The organism is Chitinophaga qingshengii (genome assembly GCF_014529935.1).
In the GTDB taxonomy this organism is placed as follows: Bacteria; Bacteroidota; Bacteroidia; order Chitinophagales; family Chitinophagaceae; genus Chitinophaga; species Chitinophaga qingshengii.
Genome location: NZ_JACVFC010000006.1, coordinates 321,700 through 340,244, shown reverse-complemented (window position 1 = coordinate 340,244; position 18,545 = coordinate 321,700). Strand labels below are relative to the sequence as shown.

At 49.3% G+C, this 18,545-nt stretch carries 12 protein-coding genes; 10 read left to right on the top strand and 2 right to left on the bottom strand.

Features of this window, described 5'->3' with window-relative positions; genetic code table 11:
• Positions 1-240: 240 nt before the first annotated feature.
• The 5 genes from ICL07_RS30850 (at position 241) to ICL07_RS30830 (ending at position 7,740) form a co-directional block, all read left to right on the top strand.
• Positions 241-2,820, top strand: a complete 2,580-nt coding sequence (locus ICL07_RS30850; protein WP_188091901.1) for a phosphoenolpyruvate carboxylase — start codon at positions 241-243, stop codon at positions 2,818-2,820.
• A gap of 154 nt (positions 2,821-2,974) precedes the next feature.
• Positions 2,975-4,399: an NADP-dependent phosphogluconate dehydrogenase gene (gene gndA / locus ICL07_RS30845; protein WP_188091900.1), complete on the top strand. Its 1,425-nt coding sequence runs from the start codon at positions 2,975-2,977 to the stop codon at positions 4,397-4,399.
• Positions 4,400-4,420: 21 nt separating this feature from the next.
• Positions 4,421-5,926 carry a glucose-6-phosphate dehydrogenase gene (zwf, locus tag ICL07_RS30840; RefSeq protein ID WP_188091899.1) on the top strand — a complete coding sequence of 502 codons (1,506 nt, stop codon included), beginning with the start codon at positions 4,421-4,423 and terminating at the stop codon, positions 5,924-5,926.
• Positions 5,927-6,038: 112 nt separating this feature from the next.
• Positions 6,039-6,764 (top strand): 6-phosphogluconolactonase, encoded by a 726-nt coding sequence (gene pgl, locus ICL07_RS30835; protein ID WP_188091898.1) that lies wholly within the window; start codon positions 6,039-6,041, stop codon positions 6,762-6,764.
• Positions 6,765-6,984: 220 nt separating this feature from the next.
• Entirely contained in the window at positions 6,985-7,740 is a 756-nt protein-coding gene (locus ICL07_RS30830; RefSeq protein WP_188091897.1) for an amidohydrolase family protein, read from the top strand.
• A 2-nt stretch (positions 7,741-7,742) separates the two neighbouring features.
• On the opposite strand, the gene ICL07_RS30825 is transcribed toward ICL07_RS30830, so the two are convergent.
• A complete protein-coding gene (locus tag ICL07_RS30825; RefSeq protein WP_188091896.1) occupies positions 7,743-9,335 on the bottom strand; it encodes an FMN-binding glutamate synthase family protein in 1,593 nt (530 codons plus the stop codon).
• Positions 9,336-9,607: 272 nt separating this feature from the next.
• On the opposite strand from ICL07_RS30825, the gene ICL07_RS30820 reads away from it, so the two are divergent.
• From ICL07_RS30820 to ICL07_RS30800, 5 genes are all read left to right on the top strand, one after another.
• Entirely contained in the window at positions 9,608-12,217 is a 2,610-nt protein-coding gene (locus ICL07_RS30820; protein WP_246485212.1) for a family 20 glycosylhydrolase, read from the top strand.
• 259 nt (positions 12,218-12,476) lie between these two features.
• The gene (locus ICL07_RS30815; protein ID WP_223152150.1) at positions 12,477-14,648 is read left to right on the top strand and encodes a carbohydrate binding family 9 domain-containing protein; all 2,172 of its coding nucleotides are present in this window, start codon (positions 12,477-12,479) and stop codon (positions 14,646-14,648) included.
• A gap of 497 nt (positions 14,649-15,145) precedes the next feature.
• Complete coding sequence (locus ICL07_RS30810; RefSeq protein WP_188091895.1) at positions 15,146-16,486, top strand: TlpA family protein disulfide reductase; 1,341 nt, start codon at positions 15,146-15,148, stop codon at positions 16,484-16,486.
• A 352-nt stretch (positions 16,487-16,838) separates the two neighbouring features.
• Positions 16,839-16,991: a hypothetical protein gene (locus ICL07_RS32850; protein ID WP_246485218.1), complete on the top strand. Its 153-nt coding sequence runs from the start codon at positions 16,839-16,841 to the stop codon at positions 16,989-16,991.
• Between the two features lie 425 nt (positions 16,992-17,416).
• Positions 17,417-17,758 (top strand): LytTR family DNA-binding domain-containing protein, encoded by a 342-nt coding sequence (locus ICL07_RS30800; protein WP_188091893.1) that lies wholly within the window; start codon positions 17,417-17,419, stop codon positions 17,756-17,758.
• A gap of 70 nt (positions 17,759-17,828) precedes the next feature.
• Here the strand turns inward: ICL07_RS30800 and ICL07_RS30795 are convergent, their stop codons facing one another.
• A complete protein-coding gene (locus tag ICL07_RS30795) occupies positions 17,829-18,536 on the bottom strand; it encodes an AcvB/VirJ family lysyl-phosphatidylglycerol hydrolase (protein WP_188091892.1) in 708 nt (235 codons plus the stop codon).
• Positions 18,537-18,545 lie beyond the last annotated feature (9 nt).

Here is an 18,545-nt window from a genome sequence, read left to right as displayed (position 1 = left end):
GCCCATACTTCAGGAATCAACATGAACATAATCAGTTTTCCGCTGTTCTGATACCTATGCTCCCGGTCCGCACTTTGCGGCCGGGATTTTTTGTTATTAGAAATTTTTCAAACATTTTTCAGTTATGTAAAATAATAATTAAAAAATAAAGCGTTTGATATATAAACAACTAAGCAAAATAATTATTAATTTAACGGCCGCTTAGTTCTCTTCTTCAGCACTATAAATGGATTTATTAGTATGGAAGCGCCGGTAAATAACTCGTTGCAGCAGTTCAAAAACCTTGTTGGCACAAAGTTTCAGCTGTATAACAGTCTCTTCACCTCTCTGCCCTTTCACCGGGTAGAGAAGACGGGCATCTTTCTCTCCCTCTTCCTCCTGCACTGCGAGGAAGGATACGCCCGCGGGAACAGTCCCCAAACCATTATGGAGTCCTTTTTTGAGCAGTATACCACGTACCGCGATGAACAACAGCGAACCGATCTGTTGTTCCGCTTCGTACAATACGCCGAAAGGCAGGTGGTATTGTTCGATGCCCTGGAAGATGCCGCATTCCGCTATATCCGCGACCTGGAAGGGGCTGGTACCCTGCGTCACCTGCAGTCGGAAGTGATCCAGGAACAGGCCCAGGCCAGCCTGAAGGAAAAACTGAAACATTTTTCGGTGCGCCTGGTACTCACCGCGCACCCTACCCAGTTCTACCCCGGAGAAGTACTCGGTATCATCAACGACCTGGCCCGGGCACTGGTGGAGGAAAATACTTCCGAAGTAAACATGTACCTGCAACAGCTGGGTAAAACACCTTTCTTTAAAAAAGAGAAACCATCACCTTATGATGAAGCCATCAGCCTGGTATGGTTCCTTGAAAACATATTCTACCGCGCCGGCGGCCGTATCCTGTCCTTCCTGAAGGCGCAGTTCCCGGGCGCCGTCAGCGCCGATAACCCCGTGATCCGCATGGGATTCTGGCCCGGTGGTGACCGCGACGGTAACCCCTTCGTGAACGCAGCTACTACCGTGGAAGTGGCCGCCGCCCTCCGCGCCTCTATTATGCGCTGCTATTTCCGCGAAGTTCGTAACCTGAAACGCCGCCTGACTTTCAAAGGCGTGGAAAACGTAGTGGCCGCACTGGAAGATAAACTCTCCCGCAACCTCTTTACCGCCGGCCATAAAGCTGATATCAGCCGCCAGGAAATACTGGACACGCTGGCGGATATACGAAAAACAATCGTGGAACAGCACAACGGCCTGTTCGTTCACCTGGTGGACAACCTCGCCAGTAAAGTGGAAATCTTCGGCCTCTACTTTACGTCACTGGATATACGCCAGGACAGCTCCATCCACATGGCCCTGCTCGACGCGGTGGCTGCCACCACGGACACGCTGCCGAAAGATTATGCCTCGCTGGACAATGCCGGCAGAATTAATGCACTGCTGAATATCCAACAGGCCATCGATCCGGCGCTGCTGGAAAACCCGCTGCACCAGGATACGCTGCGTACCATCGCTGCTATTAAACAGATACAGGAGGCTAATGGGGAAGAAGGCTGTCACCGCTATATTATCAGTCACAGTACCAGCGAACTCAATGTGATGGAGGTCTACGGCCTGTTCCTGCTGAGCGGCTGGCAAAAAGAATCGATGACCATCGATATCGTACCGCTCTTTGAAACCATCGATGACCTGCGTCATGCAGGAGAGGTGATGAGAGCATTGTATGAAAATGAGGCCTATCGCGAACACCTGCGCCGCCGCCAGTGCAAACAAACCATCATGCTCGGCTTCTCCGACGGCACCAAAGATGGCGGCTACCTGATGGCTAACTGGAGCATCTATAAAGCTAAGGAAGAACTGACCCGCATCTCCAAAGAATACGAGGTGGACGTGGTGTTTTTCGATGGCAGGGGAGGCCCCCCGGCCCGCGGCGGTGGCAAAACACACCAGTTCTATGCCTCCATGGGACGTAATATCGCCAACCAGGAGATACAACAAACCATACAGGGACAAACCATCAGCTCCAATTTCGGTACCGTGGATGCTGCCCAGTTCAACATGGAACAGCTGGTACATGCCGGCATCACCAATGAACTGTTTTCCTCCCGGGAGGTAACGCTCACCGAAGCGGAGGAAGACCTGCTGCAATCCCTGGCCAATGCAGGATATGCATCTTACAATAAACTGAAGAACCATCCGTATTTCCTCGAATACCTGGACCATGCCAGCCCGCTGCGTTATTATGCGGAAGCCAATATCGGCAGCCGTCCGAGTAAACGCAACGCCAACGCGAAGCTCAACCTCAACGATCTGAGGGCGGTACCTTATGTGGGCGCCTGGAGCCAGCTGAAACAGAATGTACCGGGTTATTACGGCGTAGGCAGCGCCCTGCAGCAGTTGCACGACCAGGGTAAATGGGAGGCGCTGGAACACCTGTACCAGCATTCGCTGTTTTTCCGTACCCTGCTGGACAACTGTGAAATGGCCATGAAAAAGAGCTATTTCCCGCTGACGGCCTATCTGGCCAAACATCCGCAATATGGGGAAGTATGGCAGATGATATATGATGAATTTGAGCTGACCAAAAAATTCCTGCTCCGCCTTACCGGCGAATCCGAGCTGATGGAAGCCAGTCCGATCGATCAGCTGTCTATCCAAATGCGGGAAAGGATCGTATTGCCCTTGCTGACCACGCAACAATATGCGCTGACCCGCATACGGGAGCTGGATGCCGACACCAATAATGGTCACGGCCGGGAAACGTATGAAAAACTAATTATGCGTTGCTCCTTCGGAATTATCAATGCCGGCAGGAATTCCGCCTGATCCCCCGTTTATTAATAGTAAAATAACAGTGAAGACCTTAGCAGAGCCATGTTCCGCTAAGGTCTTTGTTCAACATGGAAATCATAATTCGTCCGTGGTAATTCACAATTCTTCCCTACTTTTACATCTCCTATTAGCATAACTACACTTCAATATGGCAAACAGCTTATATGACTTTGGAATGATTGGCCTGGGAGTAATGGGCCGCAACCTGTTACTCAATATGGCGGATCATGGCTTTTCCGTGATCGGCTTTGATAAAGACGCTGCAAAGAATGCCGCGCTGGAATCTGCCGCCACAGCGGGAACAACTGTGAAGGGCGTTGCAGAGCTGGCTACTATGGTACAATTGCTGGAACGTCCGCGCAAGCTGATGATGCTGGTACCTGCTGGTCAGCCGGTAGATGATGTGATTGAATCCCTCATACCGCTGCTGGAGCAGGGTGATGTGGTGATAGACGGGGGAAACTCCCATTATACCGACACCTTACGTCGGGTACAGTATCTCCGCCCGAAAGGCATCCACTTTATGGGGATGGGTGTTTCCGGCGGCGAACAGGGCGCCCGTACAGGCCCCAGCATTATGCCGGGCGGCGATCTCGACGCTTACGCCAAGGTAAGACCTATGCTGGAAGCCATCGCGGCCAAAGTAAAGGATACGCCCTGTGTGGCCTACCTCGGTAAAGAAGGAGCCGGCCACTACGTAAAAATGGTGCATAATGGCATCGAATACGCCATCATGCAACTGATCAGCGAAAGCTATGCGCTGCTGCAAAAAGGCGCAGGGCTCAATAACGACGAGCTGCACCAGGTATTTACCGACTGGAATAACGGCGCCCTGCAGTCATTCCTGGTGGAAATTACCGCCGACATCTTCAAACAAGCCGACGATAAAACCTCCGCCCGCCTCCTGGATGTGATCTCCGATAAAGCCGGTTCCAAAGGCACCGGTAAATGGACGTCCCAGGATGCGATGGAACTGCCCGTGGCGGTGCCGGTAATTGATACCGCCGTAGCTATGCGTACCCTCTCCGGTTACAAGGAACAGCGCCTGGAAGCGGAAAAACTGTATACCGCTCCGGACACTACTGTTCATGTAAGCCGCGAAATGTGGATCAAACAGGTACACGACGCCCTGTATTTCGCTACCATCCTGAGCTATGCACAGGGACTGGCCATGCTGCATGAAGCATCCCGCGACCTGCAAATGGAAATTCCGCTGCCGGAAGTAGTGAAAGTATGGAGAGGCGGTTGTATCATCCGCTCTTCCCTCCTGGAAGTGTTTACACAAGCCTACCAGCAGGATGCCAATCTGGGCAATATTCTCCTGGACAAAGGCGTAGCCTACCTCGTACAGTCCGTGGAAGCCAACACCCGCAGCGTGGTGGCCCAGGCGGCACAAACCGGTATCCAGGCCGCCGGCTTCATGTCGGCCCTGTCTTATTTCGACGCCTTCCGTACCGGCAGAATGGCTACCAACCTGATACAGGCCCAACGCGACTATTTCGGTGCGCACACTTACCAGCGGACAGATATCCCGGGTACTTTCCACACGGAATGGCAGCGTAACAACTCATAAAATTCATTATTAATTTTATATATGCAGATCCATAAACGCCCTCCTGCTTCCATCCTCTTTATTTTCGGCGGCAGCGGCGATTTGAACTACCGGAAACTAACACCTGCGTTATACAATCTTTTTCTCGACGATTGGATGCCCGAGCAATTCGCTATTGCCGGTCTGGGTCGCAGCCCATATTCCGACGAAGACTATCGTACCCACCTGCTGGACGGTATCACCAAATTCTCCCGCAGAAAAGGGGAACAAAACGGCCACTGGAAAGACTTTAGTCAGCATGTGACCTATCTCCAGATGGATGCGGAAGACGCGGCGGCTTACAATAAAATAACCGACTTCGTCAAACAGAAGGAGGAAGAATGGGGCGTACATCCCAATGTGATTTTTTACCTGGCAGTAGCGCCACAGCTGGTGCCCAACATCGCTACCCGCCTTGGCAATCTGAACCTGTGCAGCGATAAACATTGCACCCGCATCGTTATCGAAAAACCATTCGGTCACGACCTGCGAAGCGCACATGAGCTGAATGAACTGCTGGCCTCCAAATTCACTGAAGAGCAGATCTTCCGTATAGACCACTACCTGGGCAAGGAAACCATCCAGAACATCCTGGCTTTCCGTTTTGCCAATGCACTTTTTGAACCGGTGTGGAACCGTAACTTTATCGATAATATCCAGATTACGGCTGCTGAAAGCGTAGGCCTCGAAGGCCGCGGTGGCTACTATGAAAGAGCCGGCGCCCTGCGCGATATGGTGCAGAACCACATCCTGCAGATCCTCTGCATGATCGGTATGGAGGCCCCTGTATCTTTCGATGCCAACGAAATCCGTAATAAAAAAGTGGATGTACTCAACGCCATCCGCCGTATTACACCGGATAAAGTACATGAATTCGCGGTACGCGGTCAGTACGCTTCCGGCTGGAAAAAAGGAGAAAAAGTAGTGGGTTACCGTGAGGAAAAGGGCGTAGATCCTAAATCCAATATCGAAACCTATGCTGCGGTGAAATTTTATATCGATAACTGGCGCTGGCAGGGTGTACCGATCTACGTACGTACCGGTAAATACATGAACCAGAAAGCGACCAATATTATCCTGCAGTTTAAGGAAGCGCCTCACTACGCTTTCCCGCAGGAAGCCGCCCAGACATGGCGCCCTAACAGGCTCACCATCAGCATTCAGCCGGAAATGGATATCCGTATCCGCTTCCAGGCCAAACGTGCCGGTCAAACCATGACCCTGGACCCGGTAGATATGACCTTCAATTATGAAGATGCCAATGGCGAACACGCTCCGGAAGCATACGAGACACTGCTGCTCGATGTAATGGAAGGTGATGCCACCCTCTTCATGCGCGGCGATCAGGTAGATGCTGCCTGGAAAGTGATCATGCCTATCCTGGAAACATGGGAAAACCGCACTCCGCAAGACTTCCCGAATTATTCCCCGGATTCCTGGGGACCGGATGAAGCGGATGCGCTCATCGCCAGAGATGGTCATACATGGATAAACTTACCTTCTAAATAAGTCTTACGCAAAAGCGCAAAGCAGCAAATACACAAAGATCTTTTTAACTTTTTAATTGCTCTTTGCGTCTTTGCTGCTTTGCGCTTTTGCGTAAATAATAATTTACTGCACTATGGAATTACACATCGCCAAAGATCCTGCCCAGCTCAGTGAAAACGTGGCTGCCTGGATCAGCAACTATATACAGGAAGTATTACAGGACCAGGAAAAGTTCACCTTCGTACTGTCCGGCGGTAGTACGCCCAAACAATTATATGCGTTGCTGGCTAAAGCTCCTTATGCCGAAATTCTTCCCTGGGAAAAAATCCATTTTTTCTGGGGCGATGAACGGGCTGTCCCTTTTGAAGATGAACGCAACAACGCCCGCATGGCTTTCGACGTACTGCTGGATAAAGTGCCGGTAAAACCGGAAAATATCCATGTGATGCGCACGGATATCGCACCCGAACAGGCTGCCGTGGAATATGAACAAATACTGCGTAAATATTTCAAGGATGAAGAACTGACTTTCGACCTGGTATTACTGGGCATGGGCGACGACGGGCATACCTTATCCCTTTTCCCCGGTACTGCCGTGGTACATGAAGAAGAAGCCTGGGTGAAAGCCTTTTTTCTCCCGGCACAGGACATGTACCGCATCACCCTCACTGCACCTATCGTAAACGATGCCGCCTGCGTACTGTTTCTGACTACCGGCGCCAATAAGGCACTTACGCTCAAAAGCGTTATAGAAGGCACTTTCGATGCAGATAAATACCCTTCACAGCTGATCCGTCCGCAGGATGGTGAACTGCACTGGTTTGTGGACGAAGCGGCAGCATCGGCCATGGAACTGTAACTGTGATGGTCATGATTTTTGCTGATTAGCGGAGATTGCGTTTTGTTGTTTAAGTGATGAAGTGATGGTAGCTTGAGATAATTGTGGCTTTGGGAGTAACATATGACACCAAACAAGTTATTTTTTATTCAATAATTAGCCGTTACTTTATATTATAAGAAATATCAAATGACAAACAACAAAACATAATCTCCGCTAATCAGCGAAATCAGCATAAATCATGGCTATCACAGTTTTCGATGCACACTTGCATATCATTGACCCCCGTTATCCCCTGATCCCTAACCAGGGATACGTTCCTCCAACTTTTACCGTAGCAGATTACCGCGAAAAGGTGGCAGCACTCCATCTGAATGTTACCGGCGGCGCCGTCGTGTCCGGCTCTTTTCAGGGTTTCGACCAGCAATACCTGTTGGCTGCCCTGGATACACTGGGACCGGGTTTCGCAGGCGTTACGCAGATACCTGCGAACACCACCGATGAAGAGATTATTGCCCTTCATCAGGCGGGTGTACGCGCAGTGCGGTTCAATGTTCAGCGGGGCGGCTCAGAAAGTACCCGTCACCTCGAAGAATTAGGACAAAGAGTATATGACCTGGTGAAATGGCATGTGGAATTGTATATCGATTCCCGGCAACTACCCGGTATTTCCACCACCCTGCATAAACTCCCTAAAATCGTGATCGATCACCTGGGATTGTCTAAAGCGGGCTTTAAGTACCTGCTGCCATTGGTGGAAAAAGGGGCTATTGTAAAAGCTACCGGCTTTAGCCGCTGCGATTTTGATGTAGTCACCGCTATGCGGCAAATTACCGCCATTAACCCGGCGGCACTGGTATTTGGGACAGACCTGCCATCGACAAGGGCGCCTAAACCCTTTGCAATGGCAGATCTGGAGCTGATTACTAAAAATTTCCCGCTGTCGCTGGCAGAGAAAATTTGTCACGATAACGCCCGTGCCCTTTATCAGTTATAAGACTATATTCCAAAATTCCAGCTGTCTGTCCGCACCGTCGCCAGTTGTTCCTTCAGGTGGTCCGGTATCTGACCTTCGAGCAGGAAACCCTGTGGCGTGCTGGGGTAGATGTCTTCAAAAGTACGGATCTGGTTCATAAATACCCGGCGGAAAATATGCCGGCGGGTAATTTTATGCGGGTCCGGCAGACCAATCGCTGCGGTCAGTTCTACGGCGCTTTCGATGGTATCCCGGTGATAATTGGCTACCCGTTGTTTCTTATCATCCACCACCAGGCCGGCTGCCAGCCATTTATCCTGCGTAGCTACGCCGGTAGGACAGCGGTTGGTATTACACAACAATGCCTGTATGCAGCCAAGGGCCATCATCATGGCACGGGCGCTGTTGCAGGTGTCTGCGCCCAAAGCCAGCGCACGGAGGAGGTGAAAGCCTGTCAGCACTTTGCCGGAAGCGATGAGTTTTATATGGTGACGGATGTTGAAACCTGTCAGCGTATCATGCACGAAGGCTAGTCCATCCATCAGTGGCATCCCTACAGAGTTGGAGAATTCCGGTGGCGCTGCACCGGTGCCGCCTTCACCGCCATCTATGGTAATAAAATCGGGATAGATGTCTGATTCCATCATCGCTTTACAGATGGCGTAAAACTCACGGTGCTGGCCGATACACAACTTAAAACCCACTGGTTTGCCATTGCTCAGTTCACGCAGCTTTTTAATAAAAAGCATCATTTCACGCGGACTGTTGAATGCTTTATGGTAAGGGGGAGAGTAGACGGTGGTGTGAGGTTTCACGTGACGGATAGCGGCAATTTCCGGCGTGTTTTTGGCTGCCGGCAGAATGCCGCCATGGCCGGGCTTAGCGCCCTGTGAGAGTTTGAGTTCTATCATTTTTATCTGTGGCAGCACACTTTTCTCGGCAAACAGCTTCTCAGAGAAATTACCATCGTCCTCCCGGCAACCGAAATAGCCGGTACCAATCTGCCAGATGATATCTCCGCCCTGTTTCAGGTGGAAATCGCTGATACCACCCTCACCGGTATTATGGGCAAAATTGCCGATTTTGGCGCCGCCGTTCAGGGCCTCTACTGCATTGGAACTGAGCGAGCCGTAACTCATGGCGCTTACGTTGAAAATGCTGGCAGAATAGGGCTGCCGGCAGTCACGCCCGCCAATTACTACCCGGGGGTCTTTGTTCATCGATTCAAAATCATGCGGCTGTATGGAATGGGCCATCCATTCATACCCTTCTGCATATACGTTGAACTGGGTGCCAAAAGGCTGTGAATCCAGCTCCCGTTTGGCGCGCTGGTAGATAGTGGAGCGATCTACCCGGTTCACCGGACTGCCATCAATATCACTTTCTACAAAATACTGGTAAATCTTGGGGCGCAAAGCCTCCATCCAGTAGCGCATCCGCCCGAAAATGGGGTAGTTGCGGATAATCGCGTGTTTGGTCTGCATCATGTCCATCACCCCCATGATAATGAGCGGCAAGACAAGAATAAGCAACCAGTAAACCCAGGGAAAAAAGAATCCAAGACCAATGATTAGTACCAGGCTCGCAATCGAATATCCAATAAACGCTTTTGCCATAAAAATAAATCGTTTAATCGTTAGCTACTAAAGTTAAAAAAAATTATCCGCCGGCGTATGCGACTATTTTGCAATCGATTAACAACACAGTGTAACGGATTGTTGCCCTGTGGGCGTGATTTACGCTTATTTGCATTTGTGGGAGATTGGTTTTATATTACACGGATGCCGTGGATGGAGCCAGATATGACCGGGACCAATGCCATTTTCTATCCACCTGTATTCATAACCATTGTAGCATTCATTTTTATCGTTATTAATTTATTCTAAACATGATCAGGCATAAGTTTTTAGGGAAACTCATGACAACGGGACTGTTGCTTACCAGCACTGCTGTGTTTTCCCAGGCCAGGAAAGCCGTTCCTTTCGACGCCGCCCGCTTGAAAACCAGCTGGGAAGTAGGAGAAAATAATTATCAGGGGAAGGCCAATTTCCTGTCCACCTTCACCTTTGTTAACAACAGCGACAAACCTTTTCCTGCCAAAGGCTGGGAACTGTATTTTAACTTCATCCGTGAAGTGAAAGGCGGAGAGTTGCCCGGGCATGTAAAAGTGGAGCATATTAACGGTGACCTGTTCCGCTTCACGCCTGCGGAAGGTTTTAAAGGTATTGCACCGGGAGATTCCCTGAAACTGAACATCGTAGGGGATGCCTGGGCCGTTAACTTCACCGACGCGCCAGCCGGTTTATACCTCGTATGGGACGACCAGAAAGAAGTAGGGCTGCCGATTAAGGACTATACCATCCGTCCTTCTACTACTGCGAAACAATTGATGCGTTATCCCGGTGATAAAACAGCCGTTATAACGCCAACGGATATATTTAAACAGAATGCAGCCGTGAAGGATATTCCTGCTGCGCAGCTTCCGCTGATTTTCCCGACTCCTGTGTCGGTTACCGCCTCCGGCGGAAACCTGCTGCTGGACGCTCCTCCGGTGATTAAAGCAGATGCTGAACTGGCCGCTTCCGGTAAGTTCCTGGAAAATGAGATGACTACCCTGCTGGGTAAACGCGCTGCCGGTAAGAAAACCGTTAGCTTCCTGGTAGATAAAAACCTGGCCGCCAACGCCTATACGCTGAAGGTATCCCCTGAAGGCGTGGAAATCACTGCCGGCAGCGATGAAGGCGCGTTTTACGCCATCCAGTCCCTGAAGTCCCTGATAGCGCCTGCTGCATGGGCCGGTGCACAGAAGTCCGTTAGCATACCCACCGTACAGGTGAGCGACCATCCGCGCTTTAACTACCGCGCCTTTATGATCGACGTGGCCCGTAACTATCACAACAAACGTGATCTGTTACGGATCCTCGATGTGATGGCCCTGTATAAACTGAACGTATTACACTACCACTTCAGCGATGATGAAGGCTGGCGCCTGGAAATTCCTTCCCTGCCTGAACTGACGCAGGTGGGCGCTAAACGCGGCCACAGCACCGACTGGAAAAATATGCTGCCGCCTTCCTACGGCTCCGGTCCCGATACCAGCAACGCTGCCGGTTCCGGATACCTTACCCGCAAAGATTTTATCGAGGTATTACGCTATGCAACGGAAAGGCATATACGCGTACTGCCCGAAATAGAAACGCCCGGTCATGCCCGTGCTGCGGTTAAATCCATGGAAGCCCGCTATTACAAGCTGAAAGCAGCGGGTAAAGACAAAGAGGCGGAAGAATACCTGCTCTCCGACCTGGAAGATAAATCTCAATACCGCTCCGTTCAAAACTGGAACGATAACGTGATGAACGTAGCATTGCCTTCTACCTACCGTTTCCTGGATAAGGTAGTGGAAGAACTGCAATCTATGTATAAAGAAGCCGGCGCTCCGCTGACGGCGGTGCATATGGGCGGCGACGAAGTACCTCACGGCGTATTTGAAAAATCTCCTGCCTGCCTGGCGCTCATGCAACAGGACAAGAGCGTGAAAGATGTGAATGATCTCTGGTACTATTACTACCGCAAAGTGAATGATCTGCTGAAGGCCCGTGGCTTGGAAACAGCCGGATGGGAAGAAGCCGGTATGCGTAAAACCACCATCGATGGCGCGGCGGCGAGCATTCCAAACCCCGATTTTGCCAACGATAATTTCCAGCTCAACGTATGGAATAACGTGATTGGCGGTGGTCAGGAAGATCTGTCCTATCGTTTGGCTAACGCAGGTTATAAAATAATCCTGTCCGGTGTAAGCAACTTCTACTTTGACATGGCTGCCATGAAATCCTTTGATGAGCCTGGCTTTTACTGGGGTGGCTTCGTAGATGTGGATAAACCATTTTATTTCATTCCTTTCGATTACTACAAAAATTCCAAGGTAGATGGCAGGGGAAATCCCGTAACTCCGGAGACGTTTGTAGGCAAGGACAAGCTGACTGGTTTCGGTCAATCCAATATCCGCGGTCTGCAAGGTTTGTTGTGGAGCGAAACGGTGACTAATTCCGATCGTATGGAATATATGATGCTGCCTAAACTCCTGGGGCTGGCAGAAAGGGCTTGGGCGCAGGACCCTGCCTGGGCGACTGAAAAAGATCCTGCTAAAGCAGACGCTTTGTATGCACAGGCCTGGAGCGTATTCTCCAATGTAATGGGCAAACGTGAAATGCCGCGGCTGGACTACTACAACGGTGGTTACAACTGGCGTATTCCTACTGCAGGTGTATCTGTAGAAGAAGGTGTGGCAAAAGTAAATGTGCAGATGCCTGGTTTGGTGATCCGTTACACTACTAACGGTGAAGAGCCTACGATAAAAAGCCCCGTTTACAATGGTCCTGTTCAGGCAGGCGGTAAAATACTGAAAGTAAGGGTATTCAATACCCGTGGCCGCAGCAGCCGCACTACTACCGTGAAAGTGCCGCAGCCGACATCACAGCTGAAAAACAACCGGAACTAGCGCTCGCAAAGATTTATAAGAAAGCAAAGAGCACGAAGGTTATTGAAGCGAATATAATAAGAAAGCAAAGGAGCGAAGATCGAATGTTGGTCTTCGCTCCTTCGCTTTCTTATTAATATTAAAAAAGATCTTTGCTTTCTTATAAATCTTTGCGAGCACTATTTACCGGTCATCCATTTTCTCTGACAGCGTTTTTGCTTTTTTGTATTTTGTTCGTTCAACCCATAATAACCAAACTGTGCGTATTATTCCACGTGTTTTGTGTCTTCTGTGCTGTGTATCCATAGCAGTAACAGCAAAGGCGCAGCAGCTAAAGAAAAACGAGTCATACCATCTGAAGATAAAGAGAGCTTCGTCGCCCGTAAAAGTGGATGGTGTCATTGATGAACAAGCCTGGCAGGATGCAGATGTAGCCACCAATTTTCATATGGTGCTGCCGATGGATACCAGCGCAGCGAGGCTGCGTACGGATGTGCGTATGACCTACGATCAGCAGCATATCTATCTGTTGGTAGAGAGCTACACGCCCGACGCCGGTCCTTATATGGTAGAGTCGCTGAGACGTGATTTTGCTTTTCTGAAGAATGATAACTTCCTGCTCTTTATGGACCCTTTCGATGACCAGACCAATGGTTTCTCTTTCGGCGCCAATGCCGCAGGGGCGCAATGGGACGGTTTGATGTATGATGGCGGTAAAGTGGATCTGAGCTGGGATAACAAATGGACTTCCATTGTAAAGAATTATAAGGACAGATGGGTTTTTGAAGCCGCTATTCCGTTTAAGACCATCCGTTATAAAAAAGGCATCACACATTGGGGCATCAACTTCAGCCGCAATGATCTTAAGACTACGGAGAAATCGGCCTGGGCGCCTGTTCCCCGACAGTTTGCCACGGCGTCGCTGGCATACACCGGTAGCCTCGACTGGGATACGGTACCGCCGGCAGCAGGACCTAATATTTCCCTGATACCGTATCTGCTGGGCGGTGTGGTGAAAGATTACAACAAGGGAACGCCCGGTAAATTTCGCCGGGACGTAGGGTTGGATGCCAAGGTAGCAGTGACTTCCTCGCTGAACCTGGACCTGACCGTGAACCCGGATTTTTCCCAGGTAGATGTGGATAAGCAGGTAACCAACCTGGACCGTTTCGAGTTGTTTTTCCCCGAGAAGCGGCAGTTTTTCCTGGAAAACGGAGATCAGTTTTCCAACTTCGGTTATAGCACTATCCGGCCGTTCTTCTCCCGGCGTATAGGTTTGGGAGGGGTGCCTATTCATTTCGGCGCCCGTTTAAGTGGTAAGTTGAACAAGGACTGGCGGTTGGGTATCATGAATATGCAAACCGGAAAACAGGAGGAGACTGGTTTGCCGGCACAGAACTTTACGGTGGCGGCTTTACAGCGACGGGTGTTTTCCCGCTCCAATCTCGGGTTTATCTTCATCAACAAAGAGTCGCTGAATTATGATCCTGCCAAGGAGGTAGATAAGCCGGTTTATTCCCGCTATAACCGCAACATGGGACTGGAGTATAACCTGGCTTCTTCCAATAACTTCTGGACGGGTAAAGCGATGTTGCTGAAATCTTATAGTCCGGGTAAAAGCGGGCATGACTTTGCTCATGCGGCCAACCTGCAATACACCAGTAAGGTGTGGAACATCAGCTGGCAGCATGAATATGTAGGGCGTAACTATAATGCCGAAGTAGGGTATGTGCCGCGGCAGGGTTATATCAAGCTGATGCCACAGGTAACCCGGCTTTTCTTTCCGCAGTCGGGCCCGGTGTTGAGCCATGGTCCGCAGGTAACGGGCACCTGGTTTTTGAATGAAGATTTCCATCGTACCGATAATGAAACGATGCTGAATTATGGTATCGTTTTCCGCAAGCGTAATACGTTGAATATCTGGAGTTCCAATACGTTTATCCAATTGCTGAATCCTTTTGATCCTACGAATACCGGTAAGGATAGTCTGCATACCGGTACCCGGCATAGCTGGAATACGGTGGGGGCGGATTATGTGTCCAAGCCTCAGAGTTTGTTTACCTATGCGTTTTCTGCCCGTTATGGTGGTTATTACGAAGGCGGTACCCGTTTGATGACCAATGCAGAGCTGGGATATCGTTTCCAGCCATATGTGAGCATAGCGTTGAGTGCCAACTATAATGATATCCGCTTACCACAGCCCTGGGGGAAAAACTCTTTCTGGCTGGTGGGCCCCCGGGTGGATGTAACGATGACGAATACACTATTTTTCACCGGCTTTATGCAGTATAACGAACAGCAGAAGAACATGAACGTGAATACCCGCTTCCAGTGGCGGTATCGTCCTGCTTCCGATTTGTTTATTGTATATACCGATAACTATCTGCCGGAACCATTTTATGTAAAGAACAGGGCGTTGGTGTTAAAGCTGGTGTACTGGTTTAATATTTAACAGTTGGTTTGATGCTCACGGATACGGTTACACGTATTTTTTTAGAAGATGATATCAGGAGATATCTGAACTACACGGATACGGATACACGTATTTTTTGTAGAAAATGATATCGGGAGATATCTGTGCTTTTCTGAAAACTGCTTTTTAGTAAGGCATTACAGCTGACGGCTGTTGCGCACCTGGTAGGGTGGGTGACAGCCGTTGATGTTTTACGTTGTTATTCAATCGATTTTTATCTTCTTGTCGCATTTCGCCCTTCCTTGCTGTTTTATCCAATTTTTGTTAATAGGCAGATGTTTAGATCTCATTAACATTTCAATTCGCAATTCAGTCTATCATTGTGATCGAAAAAACACAAAGGCCGCATCCTAAAAAAACTAGAACAGCTCAAAACATCAGAGTTTTCATTTACTATCGTTGTGAATACAACCCCCTGCGGTTTTTACTGTGGGGATTTTTCACGTCCCTTTAATAGGTCCCTAAAACTACTGTGTATGCAATGCTTCCGAAAACTGTCACTCTTATTTTCAGTAGGATTCCTGATGATGCAGGTATCCGCACAAACGGTCACTACCATTTCCGGCAGGGTAAAGGGCGGGAACGGGCAGCGGATATCGGTTTCCTGGTGGAATGAGCCGGGAATTTCGGCCGCCATGAGTTTGGATTCCCTTATACAGAAAGATAGTTTTTGTTTCCGGTTGCCGGCAGTACCGGCGCCGGCCTTGTTTTTTTACCTGGATGCGGGCGGTTCTCATAACTTTTACGGTACCCTTCATCCGGGAGACAGCATTTCCCTTACGTTTGGGGAAGACACCCTGGTAGTAGCCGGCCGGGGGGCGGTAGCCTGCCGCGTGCAATACCTGACCCGCAGGGCGCAGGACCGGATACCGCCGCCGCAGCTGGAGGACGCTGCTTCCAAAGCGACCTGGTACCAGCAGCAGTTATTGGTGGCGGAAAATATGTTGCGGACTTATCATGATAGCCTGCCACCCACCTTGTATACGGTGGTGCGGGCCAATGTACTGGGGGAAACAGCCGCCAAAATAATGGGATGCCTCTGGCAGGCGTCTCCAGGGGAGGAGCAGGCTTTGTTGTATCAGCGTGTAATCAGACCTGCTTTGCCGGCTATCGTTCCATCCGATACTACGGCCTTGGCTATACGTTATCTGAATTATCTGCTGCAAAAAGCGGAAGCGGATTACGTGATGCAGCAGCATAGCCAATGTACGGAAAAGGATATTTATGAATGGATCAAGACCCATTATTCCGGTCTGCTGCGCGATAAATTACTGGCGCATCAGTTGCTGCAAAGTCTGGCTGCCGGCGGCCAGCAGGAGGAGCTGGCAAGTTGTGCCCAGGATTACTTGTCCATTGTGCAGCATGCCGTTTGTAAACAGGCGATTGCCGCTAAATACAGCAAGATCAGGAAAGGAATCAGCAAAGGAATGCCTGCGCCGGCTTTCAGTTTTCCGGATAGTTCCGGTCATCCTGTCAACCTCCGTTATTTTGCCGGTAAGGTAGTGCTGCTACATTTTTATAATGCTGAAGACCCGCTGCTGCCTTCACTTTCCGAGATTAATACCTGTTTTAATAAAGACGAAGTGGTGTTCATTCATATCAATTGTAACAACAATGTTTCCGCCAGGTATCCCGGTGTGCAATGGCAGGCCGGCGACCAGGTAGCGGGGGTATTGGAACAATACAATATCAGTCAGTATCCCGCACTGATCGTGGTGGGAAAGAATGGTAATATCTATGCGACGAAGCCGCCGGACCCCACTGCCGATCACGGCGCAGCCCTTGCTGACATTATCTATGCTGCATTATTGCAGTGACCGCATTTTTATCCTTATATCCAATATTTTATCCGGGCTAACGTTATTAAAAAGTACGCAGAACAACCGCATCAGCGCCATTGACCCGCAGCCGATTTTTAGAGAGAAACCCGTTTAAATCAGTTTACTAATATTTATAATAAAATATATATATGCGAATTCTGGTTTAATCTTAGTTATTATCGTAAATTCAATATATAACCGTTAAGCCCCTCTATGCCACATGCCAAAGCGTTATTTTGATCGACTACAAACCATTGATTACCTAATCAGGATCAAAGGGACCGGTAAACCCGCTCAGTTAGCCAAGCGGCTTCGTATTTCCGAACGAACACTCTATGAATTCCTCAAAATGATGAAGGAGTTAGGTGCTCCCATTGAGTACGACCGGTACAAGGAAAGTTATTACTACTCAGAAAAAGGTGGTTTCAACATCCGGTTCTCCAAGAACCTTGTTACCGCTACTGGTGCTGTAATGATGCTCCTCCTGATCAATCTCTGGTAAAAAGTCGGCGCCCATTCAGCTTCCCAGATCACCGGTAAGTTGTTACTGCGCTTCAGCCGCCCCCAGTGGGCCTAAGATTTACACACGGCAGGTTTAGACAAACCTCCTGTACAAATCTTTTGTTAAATTCATGAAAAATGGACAGTCAACAGGGAATACATTCCTGTCCTGTCCATTTTTTTATTAAGCTTAAAATATTTACAAGTGGTTAACATATAACTGCTTTATTCCTCTCATATTTACCAAGTTGAAAAATAACCCCGCTTGTCCCTTCATCGGTTCAACCCGGGTGCTTCATAAAACGACTTTTTTATAACGCGGTTTAGATTAGATTTTAGATTACACGCAGGTTTCTCTCCAGTCACCTGCTTCCTTTATCTTTATGATACCGAAATCTTTTTTAAAACGACACCAAAACAAATGTTATGTCCCAGGATTACTTTATGCTCCGGTGCGGTGACCGGCACGAAAAAATACCGTACAACGAACTGCAATACCTCGAAGTGATGGATGACCATATCCTGCTACACTTTCCCGACAAACGCCTCGCTACCACGGAAACACTGGAATGGATCATGTCCAGACTCCCACAGGATGCATTCCTGCCCGTACACCACTGGTTTGTAGTGGCCTTCCGCCATATTACAAAAGTGGGAGATGATTACGTGATGGTGGCTGATACGAAAATACCGTTGAACCGGGAAGGCCGCGCTAAGCTGACAGCAGTGATGATGCAAGGCCAGCTATCGGAAGAAGATTATCAATAAAAAATCCCGTGGCACCGAAGGCGTCTGCCCCCGGTACCACGGGAAACCATATATCTCCTAAAATCTAAAATCAACGAATCGCCGACAAAATCTTCCCCGCTACCCCATTGGCATCTTCATCATAGGCATGCCCGCCTGGCAACACCAGCTTGCGATAATGCGGCACGGTAAGATCAGCCAGGTTAAAGTCTTTCTCCCCGGCGCCAAAGACCAGCAAAACCGGCTTATTGGTGATACGGTTGATCTCTGCGGTAACATTCATGCCTTTATTGGCAGAACGCCCCAGCATATCAGAAATATGGACTTCCATATCGGTAAAGCGGGAAGGCGATAAAAAAACCACCTGGGTAACCTGGGATTCAATATTACCGGGTAACTGATTGTAGATAAACGGCAACACATCGGCGCCTAAGGAATACCCGATCAGCACCACTCCGTTGTTGATATTCCAGGCGGACTGATAATGCCGGATCAGCTCCGCTACATCGGCAGCTGCTTGTTGCGGCGTCTTTTTATTCCAGAAATATTTCAGGGCATTGAGCGCTATCACCGGATAGTTGTGCTGCTGGAAAGCATCTATCATGTTGACAGAAAACTTCTTCATGCCACCATCTCCTGTAATATATAGAATCAGCGGAGCGGTGCTGCCGGCGACAGGCGCCTTCACCTGTACGGGTAATTTGTTCACATTGGTTTGTGCCGGCAATTGTATAGCGGTGCATAGTAATAAACCCATCAGCCACCATTTGCCTGTCTGTAATAAATCTCTGGTTAGCATATACAAAGA

Bases quoted from the DNA above. Each gene is read 5' to 3' on its own strand.
- ICL07_RS30800 (WP_188091893.1), top strand. From the start codon at position 17,417: ATGTCCCAGGATTACTTTATGCTCCGGTGCGGTGACCGGCACGAAAAA.
- ICL07_RS30830 (WP_188091897.1), top strand. From the start codon at position 6,985: ATGGCTATCACAGTTTTCGATGCACACTTGCATATCATTGACCCCCGT.
- ICL07_RS32850 (WP_246485218.1), top strand. From the start codon at position 16,839: ATGATGAAGGAGTTAGGTGCTCCCATTGAGTACGACCGGTACAAGGAA.
- ICL07_RS30820 (WP_246485212.1), top strand. From the start codon at position 9,608: ATGATCAGGCATAAGTTTTTAGGGAAACTCATGACAACGGGACTGTTG.
- ICL07_RS30810 (WP_188091895.1), top strand. From the start codon at position 15,146: ATGCAATGCTTCCGAAAACTGTCACTCTTATTTTCAGTAGGATTCCTG.
- zwf (WP_188091899.1), top strand. From the start codon at position 4,421: ATGCAGATCCATAAACGCCCTCCTGCTTCCATCCTCTTTATTTTCGGC.
- ICL07_RS30825 (WP_188091896.1), bottom strand. From the start codon at position 9,335: ATGGCAAAAGCGTTTATTGGATATTCGATTGCGAGCCTGGTACTAATC.
- pgl (WP_188091898.1), top strand. From the start codon at position 6,039: ATGGAATTACACATCGCCAAAGATCCTGCCCAGCTCAGTGAAAACGTG.
- ICL07_RS30795 (WP_188091892.1), bottom strand. From the start codon at position 18,536: ATGCTAACCAGAGATTTATTACAGACAGGCAAATGGTGGCTGATGGGT.
- gndA (WP_188091900.1), top strand. From the start codon at position 2,975: ATGGCAAACAGCTTATATGACTTTGGAATGATTGGCCTGGGAGTAATG.
- ICL07_RS30850 (WP_188091901.1), top strand. From the start codon at position 241: ATGGAAGCGCCGGTAAATAACTCGTTGCAGCAGTTCAAAAACCTTGTT.